The 16,351-nt window shown below is 70.3% G+C and carries 14 protein-coding genes; 6 read left to right on the top strand and 8 right to left on the bottom strand.

Features of this window, described 5'->3' with window-relative positions; genetic code table 11:
- Window positions 1-83 precede the first annotated feature (83 nt).
- Complete coding sequence (locus AB0I69_RS13165; protein ID WP_363095707.1) at window positions 84-1,238, top strand: Gfo/Idh/MocA family oxidoreductase; 1,155 nt, start codon at window positions 84-86, stop codon at window positions 1,236-1,238.
- Window positions 1,239-1,380: 142 nt separating this feature from the next.
- Entirely contained in the window at window positions 1,381-3,702 is a 2,322-nt protein-coding gene (locus tag AB0I69_RS13160) for a LuxR C-terminal-related transcriptional regulator (protein WP_363095706.1), read from the top strand.
- Window positions 3,703-3,972: 270 nt separating this feature from the next.
- Here the strand turns inward: AB0I69_RS13160 and AB0I69_RS13155 are convergent, their stop codons facing one another.
- From AB0I69_RS13155 to AB0I69_RS13125, 7 genes are all read right to left on the bottom strand, one after another.
- Window positions 3,973-4,899 (bottom strand): trypsin-like serine protease, encoded by a 927-nt coding sequence (locus AB0I69_RS13155; protein WP_363095705.1) that lies wholly within the window; start codon window positions 4,897-4,899, stop codon window positions 3,973-3,975.
- Between the two features lie 73 nt (window positions 4,900-4,972).
- Entirely contained in the window at window positions 4,973-5,362 is a 390-nt protein-coding gene (locus AB0I69_RS13150) for a hypothetical protein (protein WP_363095704.1), read from the bottom strand.
- 46 nt (window positions 5,363-5,408) lie between these two features.
- Window positions 5,409-6,113 (bottom strand): DUF4232 domain-containing protein, encoded by a 705-nt coding sequence (locus tag AB0I69_RS13145; protein ID WP_363095703.1) that lies wholly within the window; start codon window positions 6,111-6,113, stop codon window positions 5,409-5,411.
- Between the two features lie 238 nt (window positions 6,114-6,351).
- Window positions 6,352-7,239, bottom strand: coding sequence for a glycoside hydrolase family 19 protein (locus tag AB0I69_RS13140; RefSeq protein WP_363095702.1), 888 nt, complete (start codon window positions 7,237-7,239; stop codon window positions 6,352-6,354).
- A gap of 213 nt (window positions 7,240-7,452) precedes the next feature.
- On the bottom strand, window positions 7,453-9,798 hold the full coding sequence (locus AB0I69_RS13135) for a penicillin acylase family protein (protein WP_363095701.1): 2,346 nt from the start codon (window positions 9,796-9,798) through the stop codon (window positions 7,453-7,455).
- A gap of 210 nt (window positions 9,799-10,008) precedes the next feature.
- On the bottom strand, window positions 10,009-10,335 hold the full coding sequence (locus AB0I69_RS13130) for a GrpB family protein (protein WP_363095700.1): 327 nt from the start codon (window positions 10,333-10,335) through the stop codon (window positions 10,009-10,011).
- A 101-nt stretch (window positions 10,336-10,436) separates the two neighbouring features.
- The gene (locus AB0I69_RS13125) at window positions 10,437-11,024 is read right to left on the bottom strand and encodes a class I SAM-dependent methyltransferase (RefSeq protein ID WP_363095699.1); all 588 of its coding nucleotides are present in this window, start codon (window positions 11,022-11,024) and stop codon (window positions 10,437-10,439) included.
- 341 nt (window positions 11,025-11,365) lie between these two features.
- On the opposite strand from AB0I69_RS13125, the gene AB0I69_RS13120 reads away from it, so the two are divergent.
- Complete coding sequence (locus AB0I69_RS13120; RefSeq protein WP_363096133.1) at window positions 11,366-11,809, top strand: hypothetical protein; 444 nt, start codon at window positions 11,366-11,368, stop codon at window positions 11,807-11,809.
- A 64-nt stretch (window positions 11,810-11,873) separates the two neighbouring features.
- On the opposite strand, the gene AB0I69_RS13115 is transcribed toward AB0I69_RS13120, so the two are convergent.
- Window positions 11,874-12,779: a DUF4231 domain-containing protein gene (locus AB0I69_RS13115; RefSeq protein WP_363095698.1), complete on the bottom strand. Its 906-nt coding sequence runs from the start codon at window positions 12,777-12,779 to the stop codon at window positions 11,874-11,876.
- A gap of 302 nt (window positions 12,780-13,081) precedes the next feature.
- On the opposite strand from AB0I69_RS13115, the gene AB0I69_RS13110 reads away from it, so the two are divergent.
- The 3 genes from AB0I69_RS13110 to AB0I69_RS13100 all read left to right on the top strand — a co-directional run bounded on the left by AB0I69_RS13110 (window position 13,082) and on the right by AB0I69_RS13100 (window position 16,351).
- The gene (locus AB0I69_RS13110) at window positions 13,082-13,249 is read left to right on the top strand and encodes a hypothetical protein (protein ID WP_363095697.1); all 168 of its coding nucleotides are present in this window, start codon (window positions 13,082-13,084) and stop codon (window positions 13,247-13,249) included.
- Between the two features lie 110 nt (window positions 13,250-13,359).
- The gene (gene fxsB / locus AB0I69_RS13105) at window positions 13,360-15,552 is read left to right on the top strand and encodes a radical SAM/SPASM protein FxsB, inactivated metallohydrolase extension form (RefSeq protein WP_363095696.1); all 2,193 of its coding nucleotides are present in this window, start codon (window positions 13,360-13,362) and stop codon (window positions 15,550-15,552) included.
- A 91-nt stretch (window positions 15,553-15,643) separates the two neighbouring features.
- On the top strand, window positions 15,644-16,351 hold the full coding sequence (locus AB0I69_RS13100; protein WP_363095695.1) for an AAC(3) family N-acetyltransferase: 708 nt from the start codon (window positions 15,644-15,646) through the stop codon (window positions 16,349-16,351).

Here is a 16,351-nt window from a genome sequence, read left to right as displayed (position 1 = left end):
TTGACGTCCACGTATTGACATCAGGACGAACGGGTTCCACTGTGGCGGAGACAGTTTATGGACCGGTCCAAAGAAGGGCAGTCATGGTGACCTCTCTCGGCGTTGCCGTCGTGGGCTTCGGATGGATGGGGCGCGTGCACACCCAGGCGTACGCCCGTGTCCCGCACCACTTTCCGCAGCTGACCGTGCGACCGCAGCTCGTGACGGTCGCCGAGGAGGTCCCCGGGCGGGCCGAGCAGGCGGCCGAGCAGTTCGGCTTCGCCTCCACCACCCGTGACTGGCGCGAGGTGGTCGACGACCCGCGCGTGCAGGCGGTGAGCATCACCGCGCCGAACTTCCTGCACCGCGAGATCGGCGTCGCGATGGCCGAGGCCGGCAAGCACATCTGGATCGAGAAGCCGGTGGGCCTGTCGACGGCGGACGCGTCCGCCGTGTCCGACGCGGTCACCAAGGCGGGCGTCCAGGGCGCGGTCGGCTTCAACTACCGCAACGCGCCGGCCGTCGAGGCGGCCCGCGACCTGATCGCCTCCGGCGAGCTGGGCACGGTCACCCACATCCGCGTCCGCCTGTTCAGCGACTACGCGGCCCACCCGGACGGCGCGCTGACCTGGCGCTACGAGCTGGAGCGCGGCGGCCACGGAGTCCTGGGCGACCTGGCCTCGCACGGCGCGGACCTGGCCCGGTACCTCCTCGGCGACATCACCTCCCTCGCCGCCGACACCGCGATCTTCCTGCCGCAGCGGGCCCGCCCCACCGGCGCGACCGCCGGCCACGCCCTGGCCACCGGCGGCGAGTTGGGCCCGGTCGAGAACGAGGACTACGTCAACTGCCTGCTGCGCTTCGCCTCCGGCGCCCGGGGTGTCCTGGAGGCCTGCCGGGTCTCGGTCGGCGAGCAGAACAACTACGGCTTCGAGGTGCACGGCACCAAGGGTGCGGTGTTCTGGGACTTCCGCCGGATGAACGAACTGGCGGTCAGCCGCGGCACGACCTACCAGGACCAGCCCGTCACCACGGTGTATGTCGGCCCGGGCGACGGCGAGTTCGGCGCCTTCCAGCCGGGCGCGGCGAACGCGATGGGTTACGACGACCTCAAGGTGATCGAGGCGTACCGCTTCCTGCGCTCCGTCGCCGAGGGCACACCGTACGGCGCGACGCTCCCGGATGCCGTACGCAGCGCGGCAGTTCTGGACGCCATGGTGCGTTCCGTCGAGACCGGCACCTGGGTGAGCCCGGCGTGAACGGCGCACGCGTCGCCTGATCGGCGCGCCGCCGGGCGCCCGCGCGATCTCGCGCCCACCCGCCGGACTCGACTACCGTTCACGCTCGGGAGTCACTCGCCTACGCTGTGGTGACCGGTTGGCGGACGGGTATGGGGGCGGCATGGGATACGGCTTCGGACAGCGGCGGGGCGGTCAACTCCCCGTGGAGTTGACCAGCTTCGTCGGACGCACCGAGGAACTCTCGGTGCTGCCCGCCGAGTTGGCGCGGTCGCGGCTGGTCACGCTGGTCGGTCCGGGCGGTGTAGGCAAGAGCCGTACGGCACTGCGGGCGGCCCGCGCGGTCACGGACCGGTTCGCCGACGGGGTGCGGCTGGTGGAGCTGTCGGCCCTGCACGACCCGGAGTTGGTGCCACCGACGCTCGCGGGCGTCCTCGAACTGCCCGAGCAGTCCGGCATGACGCCGTTGGACGCCATCGTGGAACATCTGCGCGGGCGGCGGATGTTGATCGTCCTCGACACCTGCGAGCACCTGGTCGACGCGTGCGCGATGCTCTGCGACATCCTGCTGCGCGAGGCCCCCGGACTGAGCGTCCTCGCCACCAGCCGACAGCCGCTCGACGTGCCCGGTGAGCGCTGCCTGCCGATCGCCCCGCTGGCCCGCGCGGACGCCGTCGACCTGTTCGTGCAGCGCGCCGCGGCCGTCACCGGCGGCCCCGCCCTCGACGGCGCCGACCGGGAGAACGCCCTCGCCCTCGTCGACCGCCTCGACGGGATCCCCCTCGCGCTCGAACTCGCCGCCGTCCGTCTGCGGGCCGTCCCCCTCTCCGAGCTCGTGGCCCGCCTGGACCGCCACTGCGAGGTCCTGACCGGCGGCCGACGCACCACCCTCACCCGGCACCAGACCCTGCGGGCGGCCATCGACTGGTCCTACGACCTGTGCACACCGCAGGAAAAGCTGCTGTGGGCGCGGCTGTCGGTGTTCGCCGGTTCCTTCGAACTGTCCGCCGCCGAGCGGGTATGCGCGGGCGACAACCCTGGTGGAGCGGTCCAACTCGACGGCGAGCAGGTCGTCGAGGCGCTGATCGGGCTCGTCGACAAGTCGGTCGTCCAGCGCATCGGCGAGGACGGCGGCCGCTACCGGCTCCTGGACACCATCCGCGAGTACGGCACCGCACGCCTGGCCTCCACCGACGACGCCGAGGCCGTACGCCAACGGCACTTCGCCCACTACGACGAACTCGTCGACCGCTTCTGGAACGGTCTGATGGGCCGGGCCCAGGTCCAACTGCACCACTCCGTACGGGCGGAGATCGCCGACGTACGGGCCGCCCTGGAGTACGGCTGCGCCACCGAGGGACGGGCCAGCGACGCGCTGTGGCTGGCGACCCGGCTCGGGGCGTACTGGCGGGCGGCGGGGACGCTGTCCGAGGGCCGGTACTGGATCGACAAGGGGCTCGGCCTCGTCCCGCAGGACTCCGCGACGCGGGCCTGGGGGCTGTTCGTGACCGGGGTGTTCGGGATCTGGACGGCCGATCTGGAGACGGCGTTGGACCGGTTCCCGCAGGCCCTCGACGTGGCCCGCCGCGTCGGTGAGAGTCGCGTGGAGCTGTTCAGCGAGGGCTACTTGGGCGCCCTGACGGTGCTCGGCGGGGCCGTGGAGGAGGGGACGGCGGCCCTCGAAGCGGTCCGCCGACGGATGATCGCGGCGGACGACGCGCTGGGCATCGGCGTCGTCCACTACGAAGGGGCCCTGTTGTACGCCGCGTTGGGCTACACGGACCGCGCGCTGGAGTGGTGCGAGACGGGCCTCACGTATCTGGAGGGCCGCGGCGAGCGCCAGTTGTACGGGTCCACGCTCACCGTCCAGGGCGTCATCCTGTGGCTCGTCGGGCGACCCGAGGAGAGTGCGACGGCGTTGCGCCGGGGGCTGGAGGCGGCGAGTGAGATCGGCGAGGTGCTGGTCGCGGCGCTCGCGTCCCTGGGCCTCGCCTGGCACGCGGCCGGGCAGCGGCGGTACGTCAGGGCCTGCTGGCTGCTGGGCTACGCGGAGCACGCGCGACGGCTGGGCGGCGACCCGGTCGGCATGCTGCCCCGGCTGCTGGAGGAACAGGAGTCCCAACAGCGGGCGGTACGCGCGGCGTTGGGCGCGGAACAGTACGAACGGTGGCGCGAGGCCGGCGCCCGAATGTCGGGCCGCGAGCTCCTGGACGCCGTACGGGCCGACGCGGACGAACCGCCCGGCATCCCCACGGCCCGCCCCGGCACCCCGGACAGCCGCCCCGCCGATCCCCTCACCCGCCGGGAACGCGAGGTCGCCGCGCTCGTCACCCAGGGCCTGTCCAACCGGGAGATCGCCGAACGGCTCGTCATCTCCAAACGCACCGTGGACGCCCATGTCGAGCACATCCTGGCCAAGTTGGGCATCGCCTCGCGTACCGAGATCCTGGCGGCGGCACAGCCCGAGGGCACCAAGTCGGCGTAGGTACCCGGTACCTACGTACCCCTTCCGCGACCCGCGCCGACGCCTACGTGCACCGATATCGCCACCGATGTAGGGGAGTTCACGCCCCCCGCACCCGCCCGGCACCCCAAGCTGGTCCTACCGCCAGGGGAACGGGAAGTGTCGGGGCCGGCAGTGTTGGTCAACCCCACGGCTGTCATGGCAAGGCATCCGTCACCGCACCTCCCCTGGCGGCATTCGCGTAGGGCTGCCCCTGTCGGCGGGGGCAGCCCTCCTCCACGGGCCCGGCGGTCAGCCGCGCTCGGCCCGCTCGTACATCGTCTTGGCGGTGGCGCCCAGGATCTCGCCGTACATCTTGGTCGGCGTGAAGCCGTCCAGCGAACTGTTGACCGAGACGAGGGTGCCCTGCCCGGTGGTCTCCTTGAAGTCGGCCAGCCACGGGCCGCCGCTGGAGCCGCCGGTCATGTCGCAGGGGATCATCTGCTGGCCGTTCTCCTTCTTCTCCGTGCCCACGCAGCGCAGGAGTTCCTCGCCGAGCTGGGGGTGGGTGGCGGGGTAGCCGAAGGAGGAGATCTTGCCGCCGACCGCCCGGTTGAAGGCGATGGGCGTGCCGCCCACGACATCCGTGAGCTTACGGCCGCTCTTGTCGGCGTCGACGACCATCGCGGCCACGTCGTTCGTGCCCTCCTGCGCGAAGGTGCGCGGGGTCAGGACGGTGCGGACAGCGAAAGCGCCATACGGCTGCTTGCCCTTGCTGTAGGCCGGGACGAAGACCATCGACATGTTGGTGTTGTCCGGTGAGGCGGAGCGGCGGACGCAGTGCCCCGCGGTCATCACCACGGAACGGTTGGCGCTCTTCACTGCGGTGGCCGTGCACCAGGTGTCGGAGCCCCCGGCGTTGACCATGAACATCCGTCCCACGGTCTTCAGCTGTGGACCGGTCCACGTCTTGGTCTTCGGCCCGGTCGGACCGAGGTCCACCGACTTCCCTACGGCCTTGATGCGCGCCGGTGTCCAGTAGGCGAGGGCGTCCTTGCGTTCCTGCGCGGTGAACGAGAAGGAGGACACCGGGTCGGGGGCAGCGGCAGCGGCACGGGTCGCGCCGGAGACGGCCGTGGCCGAGACGGGGACGGCGAGCGCGAGGGCCGTACCGGCCACGGCGAGTACCGTGACCCGGCGACTCAGGCGCCGGTTCCCGGGAAGGGGACTGTCGTACATGGGGGAATGTCTCCTCGGCTGGTTCAAGCGGTTCTAGTGGTTCGAGTGGCTGTTGCGACCCGGCCCGGCCCGGCTACGCGCAATCCAAGAGAGGTAAATCCGGCGATCCGGGTTGCGTCCTCGGGTCGGTGGCCGTCTCCCGGAGGAAGGCGAGGAACTCCCCCACCGTGCAGCTCCAGAGCCGGCGTTCCACCAACGCCGTGTGCCGGCGGGCGAGTTCGTGATCGGCGCCGTAGACGAACCTGACGACGAGCGGGCCCTCGTACTCGCGGATCTCGATTCCGCTCGGCTGGACCTCGTCCGCCGAGTGCAGGCCCACCGCGATGCCGATGATCTCCCAGGCCAGCACGCCCGCTCTCCTGAACGCGCCGTCGGACGAGGTGTGCCACACCACCTCGAAGTGCTCGTGCGCGGGCGCCCCGGGATCGGGCCGCCGGTTCACGTTGTTCGATGTACTGGACACACCTACGTCCTTTCTGTGCGGCAGGGAACTTCGCGGCACGGGCTGCCTAGTTGAGGGCGTCCTCGGGGTTGGTCAGCCAGTAGGTGGTGGTCAGGGAGCTGTCGATGTACACGCCCTTGCTGGGCAGCGCGACCTTGACGCCCGAGCCCACGAAGTCGAGCGCGCGATTCTGGAAGATCACCGAGAGCGTCTTCGCGGTGTAGCCGCCGGTGCCGCTGCCGTCGGCGGCGGAGAGGAGGACGCCCGCGTAGCCCGACTGTCCGGGGCGGAGCGTGGTGACCGCCTGCGGCTGCGAGTCCTTGTAGACCGGGGGCACGGACTGGGCGTCCTGGAAGTTCAGGGCCGGGTAGCCGTACAGGTAGCAGGTCTTGGAGCCGGTGTTCTTGGCGGTCAGCAGCAGGTGGTTCAGCGGACGCGACACGGTCTGCGCGGTGACCTTGGTGTTGACGCCGGTGCAGGTGACGATGCCCGAGGTCGTGTTGGACCCGGTGGACCCCTTGGCGGTGGTGCTGCCCGACTTCGAGACGGCCGCGTCCGTACCGGAGGCCGTGGTGTCCGCGTCCGTCTTGGTGCCCCCGGTGTTCCCCTTGGGGGTCGCCGTCGAGGAGACACCGTTGTCGGCGACGACGGTCGGGGTGCTCTTGGCCCCCGTGTCCGTGCTGGTTCCGCAGGCGGTCAGTGCGAGTGAGGCGGCCGCGGCGAAGGTCGCGGTGAGGAGTGCCGTGCGGCAGCGGAAGGCGGTGTTGGTCATGATCGGGTTCCCCCTGAGTGCGGTGCTGGAAGGCGAGCCACCGGGTTCGTGGTGGGTCTCGCTGCGAACAACCGCAGCTTGCGCGGCGATCCGTCCCAGCCGCCAGAACAGTCGGGGGAAACGGGAAGCTGGAACGCTCACACAGGGCCTGACCTGCTGGAACGCACCGTCCCTGGAACGCGGGGGTGGGACGGGCACCGGCCGTTGGAGCGGTCCAGCCGGTGCCCGTACCGCACGATCAGCAGTACAGGTTGGCCCCGGTGCTGGTCCCGAGGATCGAGGTGAACCGCGTGTAGGCGTCCACGCGGCTCTGCACCTGGGCGGGGCTCTTGCCGTCGCACTCCACCGAGCCGTTGATGCTGCGGATGGTCTGGCCGAAGCCGGCGCCGTTGACCATCGCGTTGTGCGGGGTCATGCTGCCGGGTCCGCTCTGGGTGTTCCAGTACCAGAGCGCGGTCTTCCAGGCCACGGCCGAGTCGTTCTGCACCAGCCAGGGGTTGTTGAGCAGGTCGATGCCCAACGCGTCACCCGCGGCCTTGTAGTTGAAGTTCCAGCTGAGCTGCAGCGGGCCGCGCCCGTAGTAGGCGGCCTGACCGGCCGGGCAGCCGTATGGCTCGTTCCAATTGCAGTACGTCGGGTAGTTGGCGGTGTTCTGCTCGACTATGTACACCAGCCCGCCGGTCTCGTGGCTGACGTTGGCGAGGAAGGCGGCGGCCTCCTGCTTCTTGGTGGTGTCGCTGCCGGTGTTCGCGAAGCCCGGGTAGGCGCTGAGGGCGGCGGTGAGACCGCTGTACGTGTAGAAGGAGTTCCGGCTTGGGAACATCTGGTTGAACTGCGCCTCGCTGACGACGAAGTTGCCGACGGGCGTGCCGGACCCGTCGCAGGCGTACGGCTCCCAGAACCAGGTGCTGATGACCGGGTCGTAGCCCGGGTTGTCGTGCTCGGCGATGTACGCCTTGCCGTCGGTGTAGCGGACGATGTTGCCGGTGACGTACGACTGGCCGGCCACCCAGTTGGGATAGCTGGAACAGGAGGCGGCGGACGCGCCGGCGGCCGGAAGCACCACCGGCGTGAGGCTTCCGAGGACGAGTGCGGTCAGTACTGCGGCGATGCGGCGTCTCGACACAGGGTTCAACTCCTCTGTGGAGCACGGCCGTACCCCCCGCCAAGGGCAGGGCGAAGCAGAGCCTTTGAGCGCACGGGCCGGTTGGACCGGTCTAAGCGTGGGGGGCGGCCGTGGTGGGGGATGACGCAACTCACTGAACCGCATTGGTATGTACCAGTCAACCCCACGCCCGGGCGGCCGAGTTGCGACCGGCCCGCGCTGTGTCGACCGGCGTCACCTGCGCAGAGTCGTCACCTCCAGGGCCGGGTCAGCGGCGATGTCCGCCTGGGTGAAGCGTTCGGTGACCCACTGCTTGCGCGAGAAGAGACGGGTCTGGTCCGAGAAGTGGGGCGACGTCGGGTTCACCGACTCGCCATAGGTGAGGAGCGTGTGGCCGCGAGGGCCGCCCGGGGTCAGCTCGACGGTCATCAGGAAACTGCTGCCGAAGGCTCCGGCGGTCGGGGTGCCGGTGCCCGCGTCGGGGCTCGCCTCCACGACGTCGAAACAGCCCACGTCGCAGCCGGGCAGCGGGATGCCAGCCCACTTCTGTACAGCACCGAGTTCGACGTCGACCGGGAGCTCACGGGCCGCGAAGTCCTGGACGGCGTCGGCCAGGGCGCGTTGGACGCGTGCGTCGTCGCCGTTGATGCCGCGTGGCGTGGTGAGGGGCTGGGCGGGGTCGTAGGGGACGCGGCTCCAGGTGGGCGGGCCCTGGTCGGCGAGGCGGTTGTAGAAGGTGATCCAGAGCGCGGCACCCCGGCTGGTGGTGTCGGCGCGGGTGTCCCAGCGGGCGAGGGCCGCGCACGCCTGCGATACGTCGACCTCCATGCCGTCCGTGGCCGTCAGACTCGGGTGGGCGCGGCACAGGGCGACCACGTCGTCGCGGCCCGTCTCGGCGGACAGGACACGATTGCCGAGCATCGACGCGCGCAGGGTGCTCTCGGTGAAGCCCGCGGCGCCCAACCCGTCGGTGCCGTCCCGGCGTTGGGCGATCATGTCGAGTCCGAGCTGGGCACGCTGGTCGAGGTGGGGATCGATGTCATACACCCCAGGGAGTTCGGTGATGGGCGCCTCTGGATTGACGTACTGGGGCCCGTTGTTGGAGTTGGCGACATAGTCGGTACGGATCGACTTCGGCTGGTGCGAGGGACCGTAGATGCCGGGCACGAGTGCGTCGGGGTCGCTGCCCCAGGCGCAGGCCGACGTGGAACCGTCCAAGGCGGTGAACTCCCCGTCGTCCGCGACGGTGCAGCGCGCGAGTTGGTCGTCGGTGAGGTACGGGACGGCCGAGGAGTCGGTGAAGTACGTGGCACCGCTGGTGTCGGCCGCGAGGGTGTAGGTCCAGGGGATGCCCTGGAAAGTGTCCTGGGCGGCGCGGAGTTGGCCGAGGTCGCGGGCCTTGCCCATGGCGAGCCAGGTGTTCATGGAGCGCAGGTTGTCGGCGTTGGCGTCATGGATCGCGTAGGCGGTCGTCGTGGTCCAGCCGGAGGACAGGACCGGTCCAAAGCGTGAGGAGTACAGAGTCCGTTCGACGGTCGACAGACCGCCGTCGGCGTCCCGGACGGTGACCGGGACCGTACGGCGTTCCATCCGCACGGACTTGCCGTCGAGCACATAGCTGGTCGGGTCGCCGGCCACGAGCTTCAGCGCGTAGACGGAGGCGTGTTGGGCATCGCTCGCGGTGTGCGTCCAGGCGAGGGTGCTGTTGTGGCCGATCTCGACGAGGGGGGTGCCGTAGAGGCCGGCTCCGGACACGTCCAGGGTGCCGGGAATCGTCAACTGCACCTGGTAGAAACGGAAGTAGCCGACGGCCCACGGCAGGTGCGGGTTGGCGAGGACCATGGCGTTGCCGGTACGGGTGGCGTCCCTGCCGAGGGCCCAGCCGTTGCTGCCGACGTCGGCGGCGGCGAGGTCCTGGACGCCCGGGACGGCGGGCGTGGCGGATGTCGTGCCGGAGGCCGTGCCTGAGGCCGTCGGGGGCTTCGCGTCGCCGATGTCCGGGACCAGCGGTACCGTCGCGGTCACCTCGTCGACGTCGTAGACGACACTCCACAGGTCGAGCGCGGTGATCGGCCGTACCCAGAGCTTGCCCTTGCAGCGCGGGTCGGGCAGCCGGTCGACACCCGTGTCCCGCAGATAGCGGTTGTACCCGGCCGCGTACCCCTCGACCATGCGGCGCAGCTCCGCCGTCGGCCCCAACGGCGCCTTCCTGTCCAGCAGTTGGCGGACGGTGCCCGCGCGGACCTGCCCGCTGTAGTACGCGTCGCTCGCGAGGTTGGAACGGTCCACCTCGCCCTCGCCGGACTCTCCGTCGGGCCCGAAGTACCGGGACCGCTCACCCCGCAGGGTCACCACATGGTCGGCGAGTTCGCACAGGTTGTCCTGCGCGAACGCGTACCCGTACCCGTATCCGAGCCCGTCGAAGTCCCCGGCCAGGATGTGCGGGACGCCGTACGCGGTCCGACTGATCCGAACCGTGTGCCCGCCCTCGCCCAGCGTCTCACCACCCGGCCCCGCCGCGGCGGACGAGGGCGCAGGCAGCAGGTTCACGGTGGCCGCGGCAAGACAGAGAGCGGCCACGACGGCCGCCAACCTGCTTGATAACACACCTCTATGACGTTTCGTCAGTTCTCTGGGTTCGCCCATGGCCGCCACCTTGCAGGCTGAACCGTGCGGCGACATCGGGCGTGCGGCGGATATCCGGGCGGCTTGTCGGTCTGGGGATGTACGCCTTGAGGCCCTGCCCGGCGCTGCCCGACTCAGCGGCCTGCTACCCGCCACCTGCTCACGTCACGCGGCTCCTTGGTCGGCATACGCTCTGTCGAGGAGTTCCTCCACCAGCGTGCGCTTTGCTTCCGAGTAGGCCGCCCGGCCGGCGCGGTCGGCTGTGAACTGCCGCGCCAGCCCCTTCTTCAACTGGCTGTACCGCTCCACCTGATCGGGATGGCGCCGCAGGTAGTCGCGCAACAGAACGTGGTTCAGGTGGGGTTTCAACCGCGCGACGACGACATACAGGTGATGGGGACGGATGCCGATCGGAGCTTGGAACGCCTCTCGCCCCGGAATCCCCAGGTCTCCTTCGTGCCGGTAGCCGGCGGTTGCCAGTCGACGATTCACCGGAACCCAGCTCTACCTCTCCCTGCACACGAGTCCGCGTCTGCTGCGCGGCCGCCCCCGAACAGGGCAGACCCGCGGGACGAGTTCCGCGTCGCCGAGGGTCAGCGGACCCGGACTCCGGTGAGCACCCCGTCGCCCAACTCGTGGAGCTGCACGTCGAACGCCGGGTCTTCGGTGAGCAGGTCGCGGAAGGCGACCACCTGGTCACGATGGCTCACCGCGTTGTCGACGGCCACCACGCCGTACGGTTTCAGCACCCGCCGCAGCTGCGTCCAGTACTCCACGTACGCGGGCCGCTCCGCGTCGAGCACCACCAGGTCGACCGAGCTGCCGGGCAACTTGGCCAGTACGTCGGCCCCGTCGCCGTGCACCACGTCCACGTGTTCCTCGACCCCGGCGCGCGCCAGGTTCCGCAGCGCGACCGCGACCCGGTCCTCGTCGATCTCCACCGTCGTCAACATACCGCCGGTGTCACGGACCGCGTCGGCAAACCAGATCGCCGAGTAGCCGTTGGAGGTCCCGATCTCCAGCACGGACGTGGCGCGCCGGACGCGGATCAGCAGGGCGATCAACCGGGCGGCGTCCGGTGTCATGTTGCGCAACCGCAGCAGCCGGTCGGCCAACGGCCCGTCGTGCGCCCGCCCTTCCTCGTAGAGGTTGTCCAACAGGCGTGCCAGCTGCTGATCCACGGAGACTCCCGTCTTCGGTCGGTCGCAGTGCTTGATCTCGATCTCGATCTCGTTGCTAACACGTCCGACGCGATCCGTACACCCGGCAACCCGTCGACCTCACGTCTCCGAGGGACACCGTGAGCGCCGCCCCGGCAGGGACCGCCGGTGGCTTCGCAGTCACCTGCGTGAGCCGATGCGCCCTGTGTACGCCGTGTAGCTCTGGGTAGGTTGTACTTGCCGATGGTGACGGGAGGGGACGTTCCGTGACGACCGATACCGCCAATTTCCTGCGCAAGGCCACCGCGGTCCCCCGGCTCGCGGCCGTTCGCGTCGGCGTGACGGGGCACCGTTCGGTCCCCATGTCCCTTCTCCCCTACGTCCGTTCCGCCCTCCGGCGCCAATTGGCGCGGCGAGACGTCGAGTTGAAGGCCTTCAGCAGTCTCGCGGCCGGCGCCGACCAGTTGTTCGCCGATGTCGCGTTGTCCGAGGGCGTCCCGGTGACGGCCGTGATCCCCGGCATGGACTACTACGAGGCCCATCTCGGCGACGACGAGGCTCGGGCGACGTACCGCAGAATCCTCAGCTCATGTGCGGACCGCGTCGATCTGCCCCTCCAACCGACGCACGAGAAGGCCTACTTCGCGGCGGGGCGCTGGATCGTTGATCACGCCGACCGGCTGATCGCCGTGTGGGACGGCCGCCCGGCCCGCGGCCCGGGCGGCACCGGCGACGTGGTGGCGTACGCGCGGCGCATCGGGGTACCGGTGACCGTGCTGTGGCAGGCCGGGGTGCATCGGGACTGACCTCCGCCCCACCCGGCTGTCCTCTTCCTCAAGTCATGGCAGCCGGACGGAAACTGACTGACTCTCAGCCGCCGAAACGCACCAGCCACTCCGTGTGCGCCGGTGACATCAGGCGCTCCGCCTCCCCCACCGCTTCGGCCCAGCCCGCCTCCGTCACCGTGGTGGACATGGCGATCCTGGTCGTCTCCAGGTCCTGCTCGATGAGGGTGTGGGCGTGTGTCAGCGGCCCGTGCCGCCGGACCTCCTGCCAGGCGACGCCGGCCGCGGCCGCCGCGCTCAGCAGCCCCGCCAGGTCCGCGCCGCCGAGCAGACCGGCGGTGCGCAGCATGGCGGCCGACAGGGCGAGCAGGGTCAGCGCGGCCGTGAGGGTCGACCAGCGGGCGGCGGAGCGGTGCGCGCGCGTGGCCCGGTTCTTGTACCAGACCTCCTGCTCCAGGAGCCGGTCGCGCAGGTAGATGTCCCGGCGAGCGGCGTACGACTTGGACCGCACCAAGCGCATCTGGGCGGTGACCTGCCCCATTCCGCGCTCGCCGATCCCGTCGCGGGTGTCCTCCCAGCCGCATTTGCGCAACTCCCGCAGCCGCTCCTCCAGGCGCTCGCCGAACATCGCGTCGGGGTCCGCGACCCGGGAGTGGAAGGGACCTCCGTGGACCATGTACTGCCAGGCCAGCGTCTTGACCACTTCGGCGGCTGCCCGGTGCGCCTGCCAGTAGGCCCGGGAGCGACGGCGCGAGGTGCGCCGCCCGAGGAGGATCGTCACGCCGTACAGGATCGCGGCGAACGCCGCCATGATGCGGCCGGACGCCTGCTCGATGAACATCGCCGCCGTGGTGGCCAGGAGCAGCACGACGAGGTGCGTGCGGACCGAACGGAAGGCATCACCCTGATGGCGTAACGCCGATTGATCACTCGAACGGAACAGCGGTGGCAGGTCCCGGTCGTTCAGCATGGTGCTCGGTGCAGGTGTCATAGCGGCATGCATGGCGCCCCCGAAATCCCTGCGCGCCACCCGACTTCGTTCGCGCGCCCCGTAACAAGCAGGGTACGAAGGGATGCAGTACCGGAACCAGACCCACGCTCAAAGGGATGTCCCGACCTTCCTGGTATAGGGTCCGCACCATCGGGACCAGTCTCGCTCGGCGGTTCGTAATCCCTTGGTCCACTTGGGCACACCTAATTGGTCCAGTTGGGCACACCTAAGACGAAGCAACCCGAACCCACGACCGTTCCACACAATTCGAACCGGAGCGACGAACGATCATGATTCTCGACGTGACGCCCATGAGGCGCCCCTCCCACACCTCCGCGCCTGCCGCCCGGCGCACCCGCCTGACCGGTGACGGCCGGCAGGCAGCCGTCGCCGCGCGCGCCGCGGGCCGTGTGACCGACGTCCCCGACCGCCGCTCGGGCCTGCCGATCACCTTCAACTCGGCCTCCTGACCAGGGAAGCCGGCGCGTAACTTCACACGGACGGGGTGCGCGCGGCGGACAGCCGCCACCGCGTGTACCCACGTCAGTGACCTGACGACACGTCAATGCGCCTTCCACTCATGCGGTTTGGCGTGTCCTCGGGTCCGGATTCTGGAAGACTGACTCCAGTGACGAGTCAGGTGACCGATAATCCACCTCTGAGACAGCTGGTCCTCAAGATCCACAGTAGGTGTGATCTGCTCTGCGACCACTGTTACGTGTATCAGCACGCCGACCAGAGCTGGCGGTCCCGCCCGACCTTCATCCGCCCCGACACCGTGCGCGCCGTCGCCGCCAGGCTCGCCGAGTACGCGACCTCACGGGCCCTGGAATCCGTCTCCGTGATTCTCCACGGGGGCGAACCGCTGCTCGTGGGCCCGGCCCGGCTGCGCGACATCTGCGCGGAACTGACCCGCGCGCTCTCCCCCTTCACCACGCTCGACCTGCGGATGCACACCAACGCCGTCACGCTGGGCCGCGCTCACCTGGACGTCTGCAAGGAGTTCGGGGTCCGCGTCAGCGTCTCGCTCGACGGTGACCGCCTGGCAAACGACCGGCACCGACTGGACCGTCGGGGGCGCAGCAGCTACGACCGTGTGGTGCGGGGCATCCGGCTGCTGCAGGAGCCCGAATACCGCCACCTTTTCAGCGGACTGCTGTCTACCGTGGATGTGGCGAACGACCCGGTGGTCGTCCACGATTCGCTGGCCGCACTGCAACCGCCGCGGATCGACTACCTCCTGCCCCACTCCACCTGGGACAGCCCACCGCCCAACCCCGCCGGGGCGAGCACCCCGTACGCCGACTGGCTGCTCGCGGTCTTCGACCGCTGGGAGGAGCAGGGCCGCCCGATGCCGGTGCGGACGTTCGACTCGGTGCTCAGCACCCTGCGCGGCGGCCCCAGCCTGACCGAGGCGCTGGGGCTCGCGCCGAGTGATCTGGCAGTGATCGAGACGGACGGCACCTTCGAGCAGGCGGACTGGCTGAAGACGGCGTATGCCGGAGCTCCCGAGACGGGATACGACGTCTTCCGGCACGGTTTCCCGGAGTTCGCCGAGCATCCCGGCGTACAGGCAAGGCAGTTGGGCGTCGAAGGTATCAGTGACACGTGCCGTCGCTGCCCGGTGCTGCGGTCCTGCGGCGGCGGACTGTACGGGCACCGCTACAGTTCCGAACGCGGGTTCGACAATCCCAGTGTCTTCTGTGGCGACCTGCGCTCCTTGGTGGACGGTATCGCCGACCGGGTGACGGATCCCACGTTCAGCCGGGCCGTCCTGGGGACCGCTCAACTCCGGGGCGCCCAGCTGGAGTTGGACACTGGGTTGCTGCGCCGGGCGCACGGGCGTCTGGAGTCCGAGCCGGACTGGGCCCAGGCCTGGCGACTGCTGCGGACGCTGGACGACACCCCGGAGGCCGCCCCTCATCTGGACGAGGTGCTCACGCACCCCTACACACGCACCGGCCTCGTGCGGTTCCTGCACGGCGCCGCCGACACGGCACGCTTCATGTCGCTGGCGGCTGCCGCGGCCCTGCGGGCGGGGGTGCGGGCCACCCTCGCCTGGGACCAGCCCGGCACCCGGCTGCACCTGCCCACCCTGGGGTCCTATCGACTGAGCGCCACCGGCCGGATCGAGGTCACCGTGGCGCCCGGCGCCTTCCGCGTCCGGGGGGACGGGAATCCCGACGGGAGCTGGGTCCGGCTCGACGAGGGCCCCGCCGCCGGGCGTTGGCGGCCCCTGGTCCGGCTGTGGACCGAGGACGGCCCGCTCATCGACGACGCCGACCCCTACCGTGACTGCTTCCCGGCCGCTGTCGCCCTGCCGCCCGTGCCCGGCGAGTTCGCCGAACGGCTGGCCCGCGGCTACGAGTTGCTGGAGAAGGACGCACCGGACCGGCGCAGCGACCCGGATGCCTTCCACCCCACCGTCCTCACCCCGCTGGAGGCGGGCAGCGGTCTACTGCTCGGCGAGCACGGGTTCGGGGCGCTGGGCGTGGCAGTGGACGTCGAACCCAAGGAGTTCGCCCGGGAGTTGCCCCGTATCGGGCGCCGGGCGCGGCTCACCGCCCTGCGCGCGACGGCCGACCTGCACCGGCTGGGCGGCCCGGCGGGCGAACTGCTGGACCGGGCGGACGAGGGGCTCGGCCGGGAGGCCTACGAGGAGGCGGCTCGGGCGCTCACCGCGCTCAGCCTGCTGCCGGTGCACGAACTCACCGCCACCGGCGCGGTGTTGGTGGCCCGGATGTGGTCCCAGTGGGCGGCGCGCCGTGGCTGAACAGGCGAGCACCTCCCTGACCGATGGGGCCGCGAAGGAGCAACTCCCCCACTTATTGCGCTCGTTGGGCGTCCGGCCGGGTGGCGTACTGATGGTGCACGCCTCGCTGAGCGATACCGGGGTTGCCCCGGAGGTGGTCCGTGACGCCCTGTTGGACGCACTCGGCCCCACGGGCACCCTGATCGTGCCGGCCTTCACACCCGAGAACTCCGACACCTCCCGGGCACACCTGGCCGCCGTGTCGGGCCGGAGCGAGGCGGAGGTGGCGGAGTTCCGTCGGGCGATGCCGCCGTTCGACCCGGACGCCACCGAGTGCCCGACGATGGGGGCACTGGCCGAGTGCGTCCGGTCGACGCCCGGCGCCGTGCGCAGCGCGCACCCGCAGACCTCGCTGGCCGGACTCGGGCCCCAGGCAGGGAAGTTGCTGCGCCGCCACCCGCGGATCAGCCATCTCGGCAGGCTCTCACCGATGGCACGGCTGTACTCCGCCGACGCCCAGATCCTGCTGCTGGGGGTCGGGTTCGAGGTGTGCAGCGCGTTCCACTACGCCGAGTACCTGATGTGGCCCAGGCCGCCCCGGCGCACGTACCGCTGCGTCGTCGCGGACAAGGGGAACTGGGTCTCGTACCGTGATCTCTCCCTGGACGACAGCAGGTTCGGCGAGATCGGGTCCCGGCTGCCACGTGAGTTCCTGCGGGAATCCGACTGGGCGTCAAAAACGGTCGTACTGTGCGGAATGCGGGACGTGGTCGGCCACGCCAAGCGCCAGATGACCAGATATCGCCAGGCTTTGGCGTGA

The organism is Streptomyces sp. NPDC050508, assembly GCF_040655155.1.
Taxonomy (GTDB): domain Bacteria; phylum Actinomycetota; class Actinomycetes; order Streptomycetales; family Streptomycetaceae; genus Streptomyces.
Note: the sequence above shows the minus strand (reverse complement) of the source record. Positions and strands in the feature narration are given on the sequence as shown.

What these genes read in the sequence shown, in the direction of transcription:
- AB0I69_RS13165 (WP_363095707.1), top strand. Translation starts at nt 84, where the DNA reads ATGGTGACCTCTCTCGGCGTTGCCGTCGTGGGCTTCGGATGGATGGGG.
- AB0I69_RS13160 (WP_363095706.1), top strand. Translation starts at nt 1,381, where the DNA reads ATGGGATACGGCTTCGGACAGCGGCGGGGCGGTCAACTCCCCGTGGAG.
- AB0I69_RS13155 (WP_363095705.1), bottom strand. Translation starts at nt 4,899, where the DNA reads ATGTACGACAGTCCCCTTCCCGGGAACCGGCGCCTGAGTCGCCGGGTC.
- AB0I69_RS13145 (WP_363095703.1), bottom strand. Translation starts at nt 6,113, where the DNA reads ATGACCAACACCGCCTTCCGCTGCCGCACGGCACTCCTCACCGCGACC.
- AB0I69_RS13120 (WP_363096133.1), top strand. Translation starts at nt 11,366, where the DNA reads ATGTCCCTTCTCCCCTACGTCCGTTCCGCCCTCCGGCGCCAATTGGCG.
- AB0I69_RS13115 (WP_363095698.1), bottom strand. Translation starts at nt 12,779, where the DNA reads ATGACACCTGCACCGAGCACCATGCTGAACGACCGGGACCTGCCACCG.
- fxsB (WP_363095696.1), top strand. Translation starts at nt 13,360, where the DNA reads ATGCGGTTTGGCGTGTCCTCGGGTCCGGATTCTGGAAGACTGACTCCA.
- AB0I69_RS13100 (WP_363095695.1), top strand. Translation starts at nt 15,644, where the DNA reads ATGGTGCACGCCTCGCTGAGCGATACCGGGGTTGCCCCGGAGGTGGTC.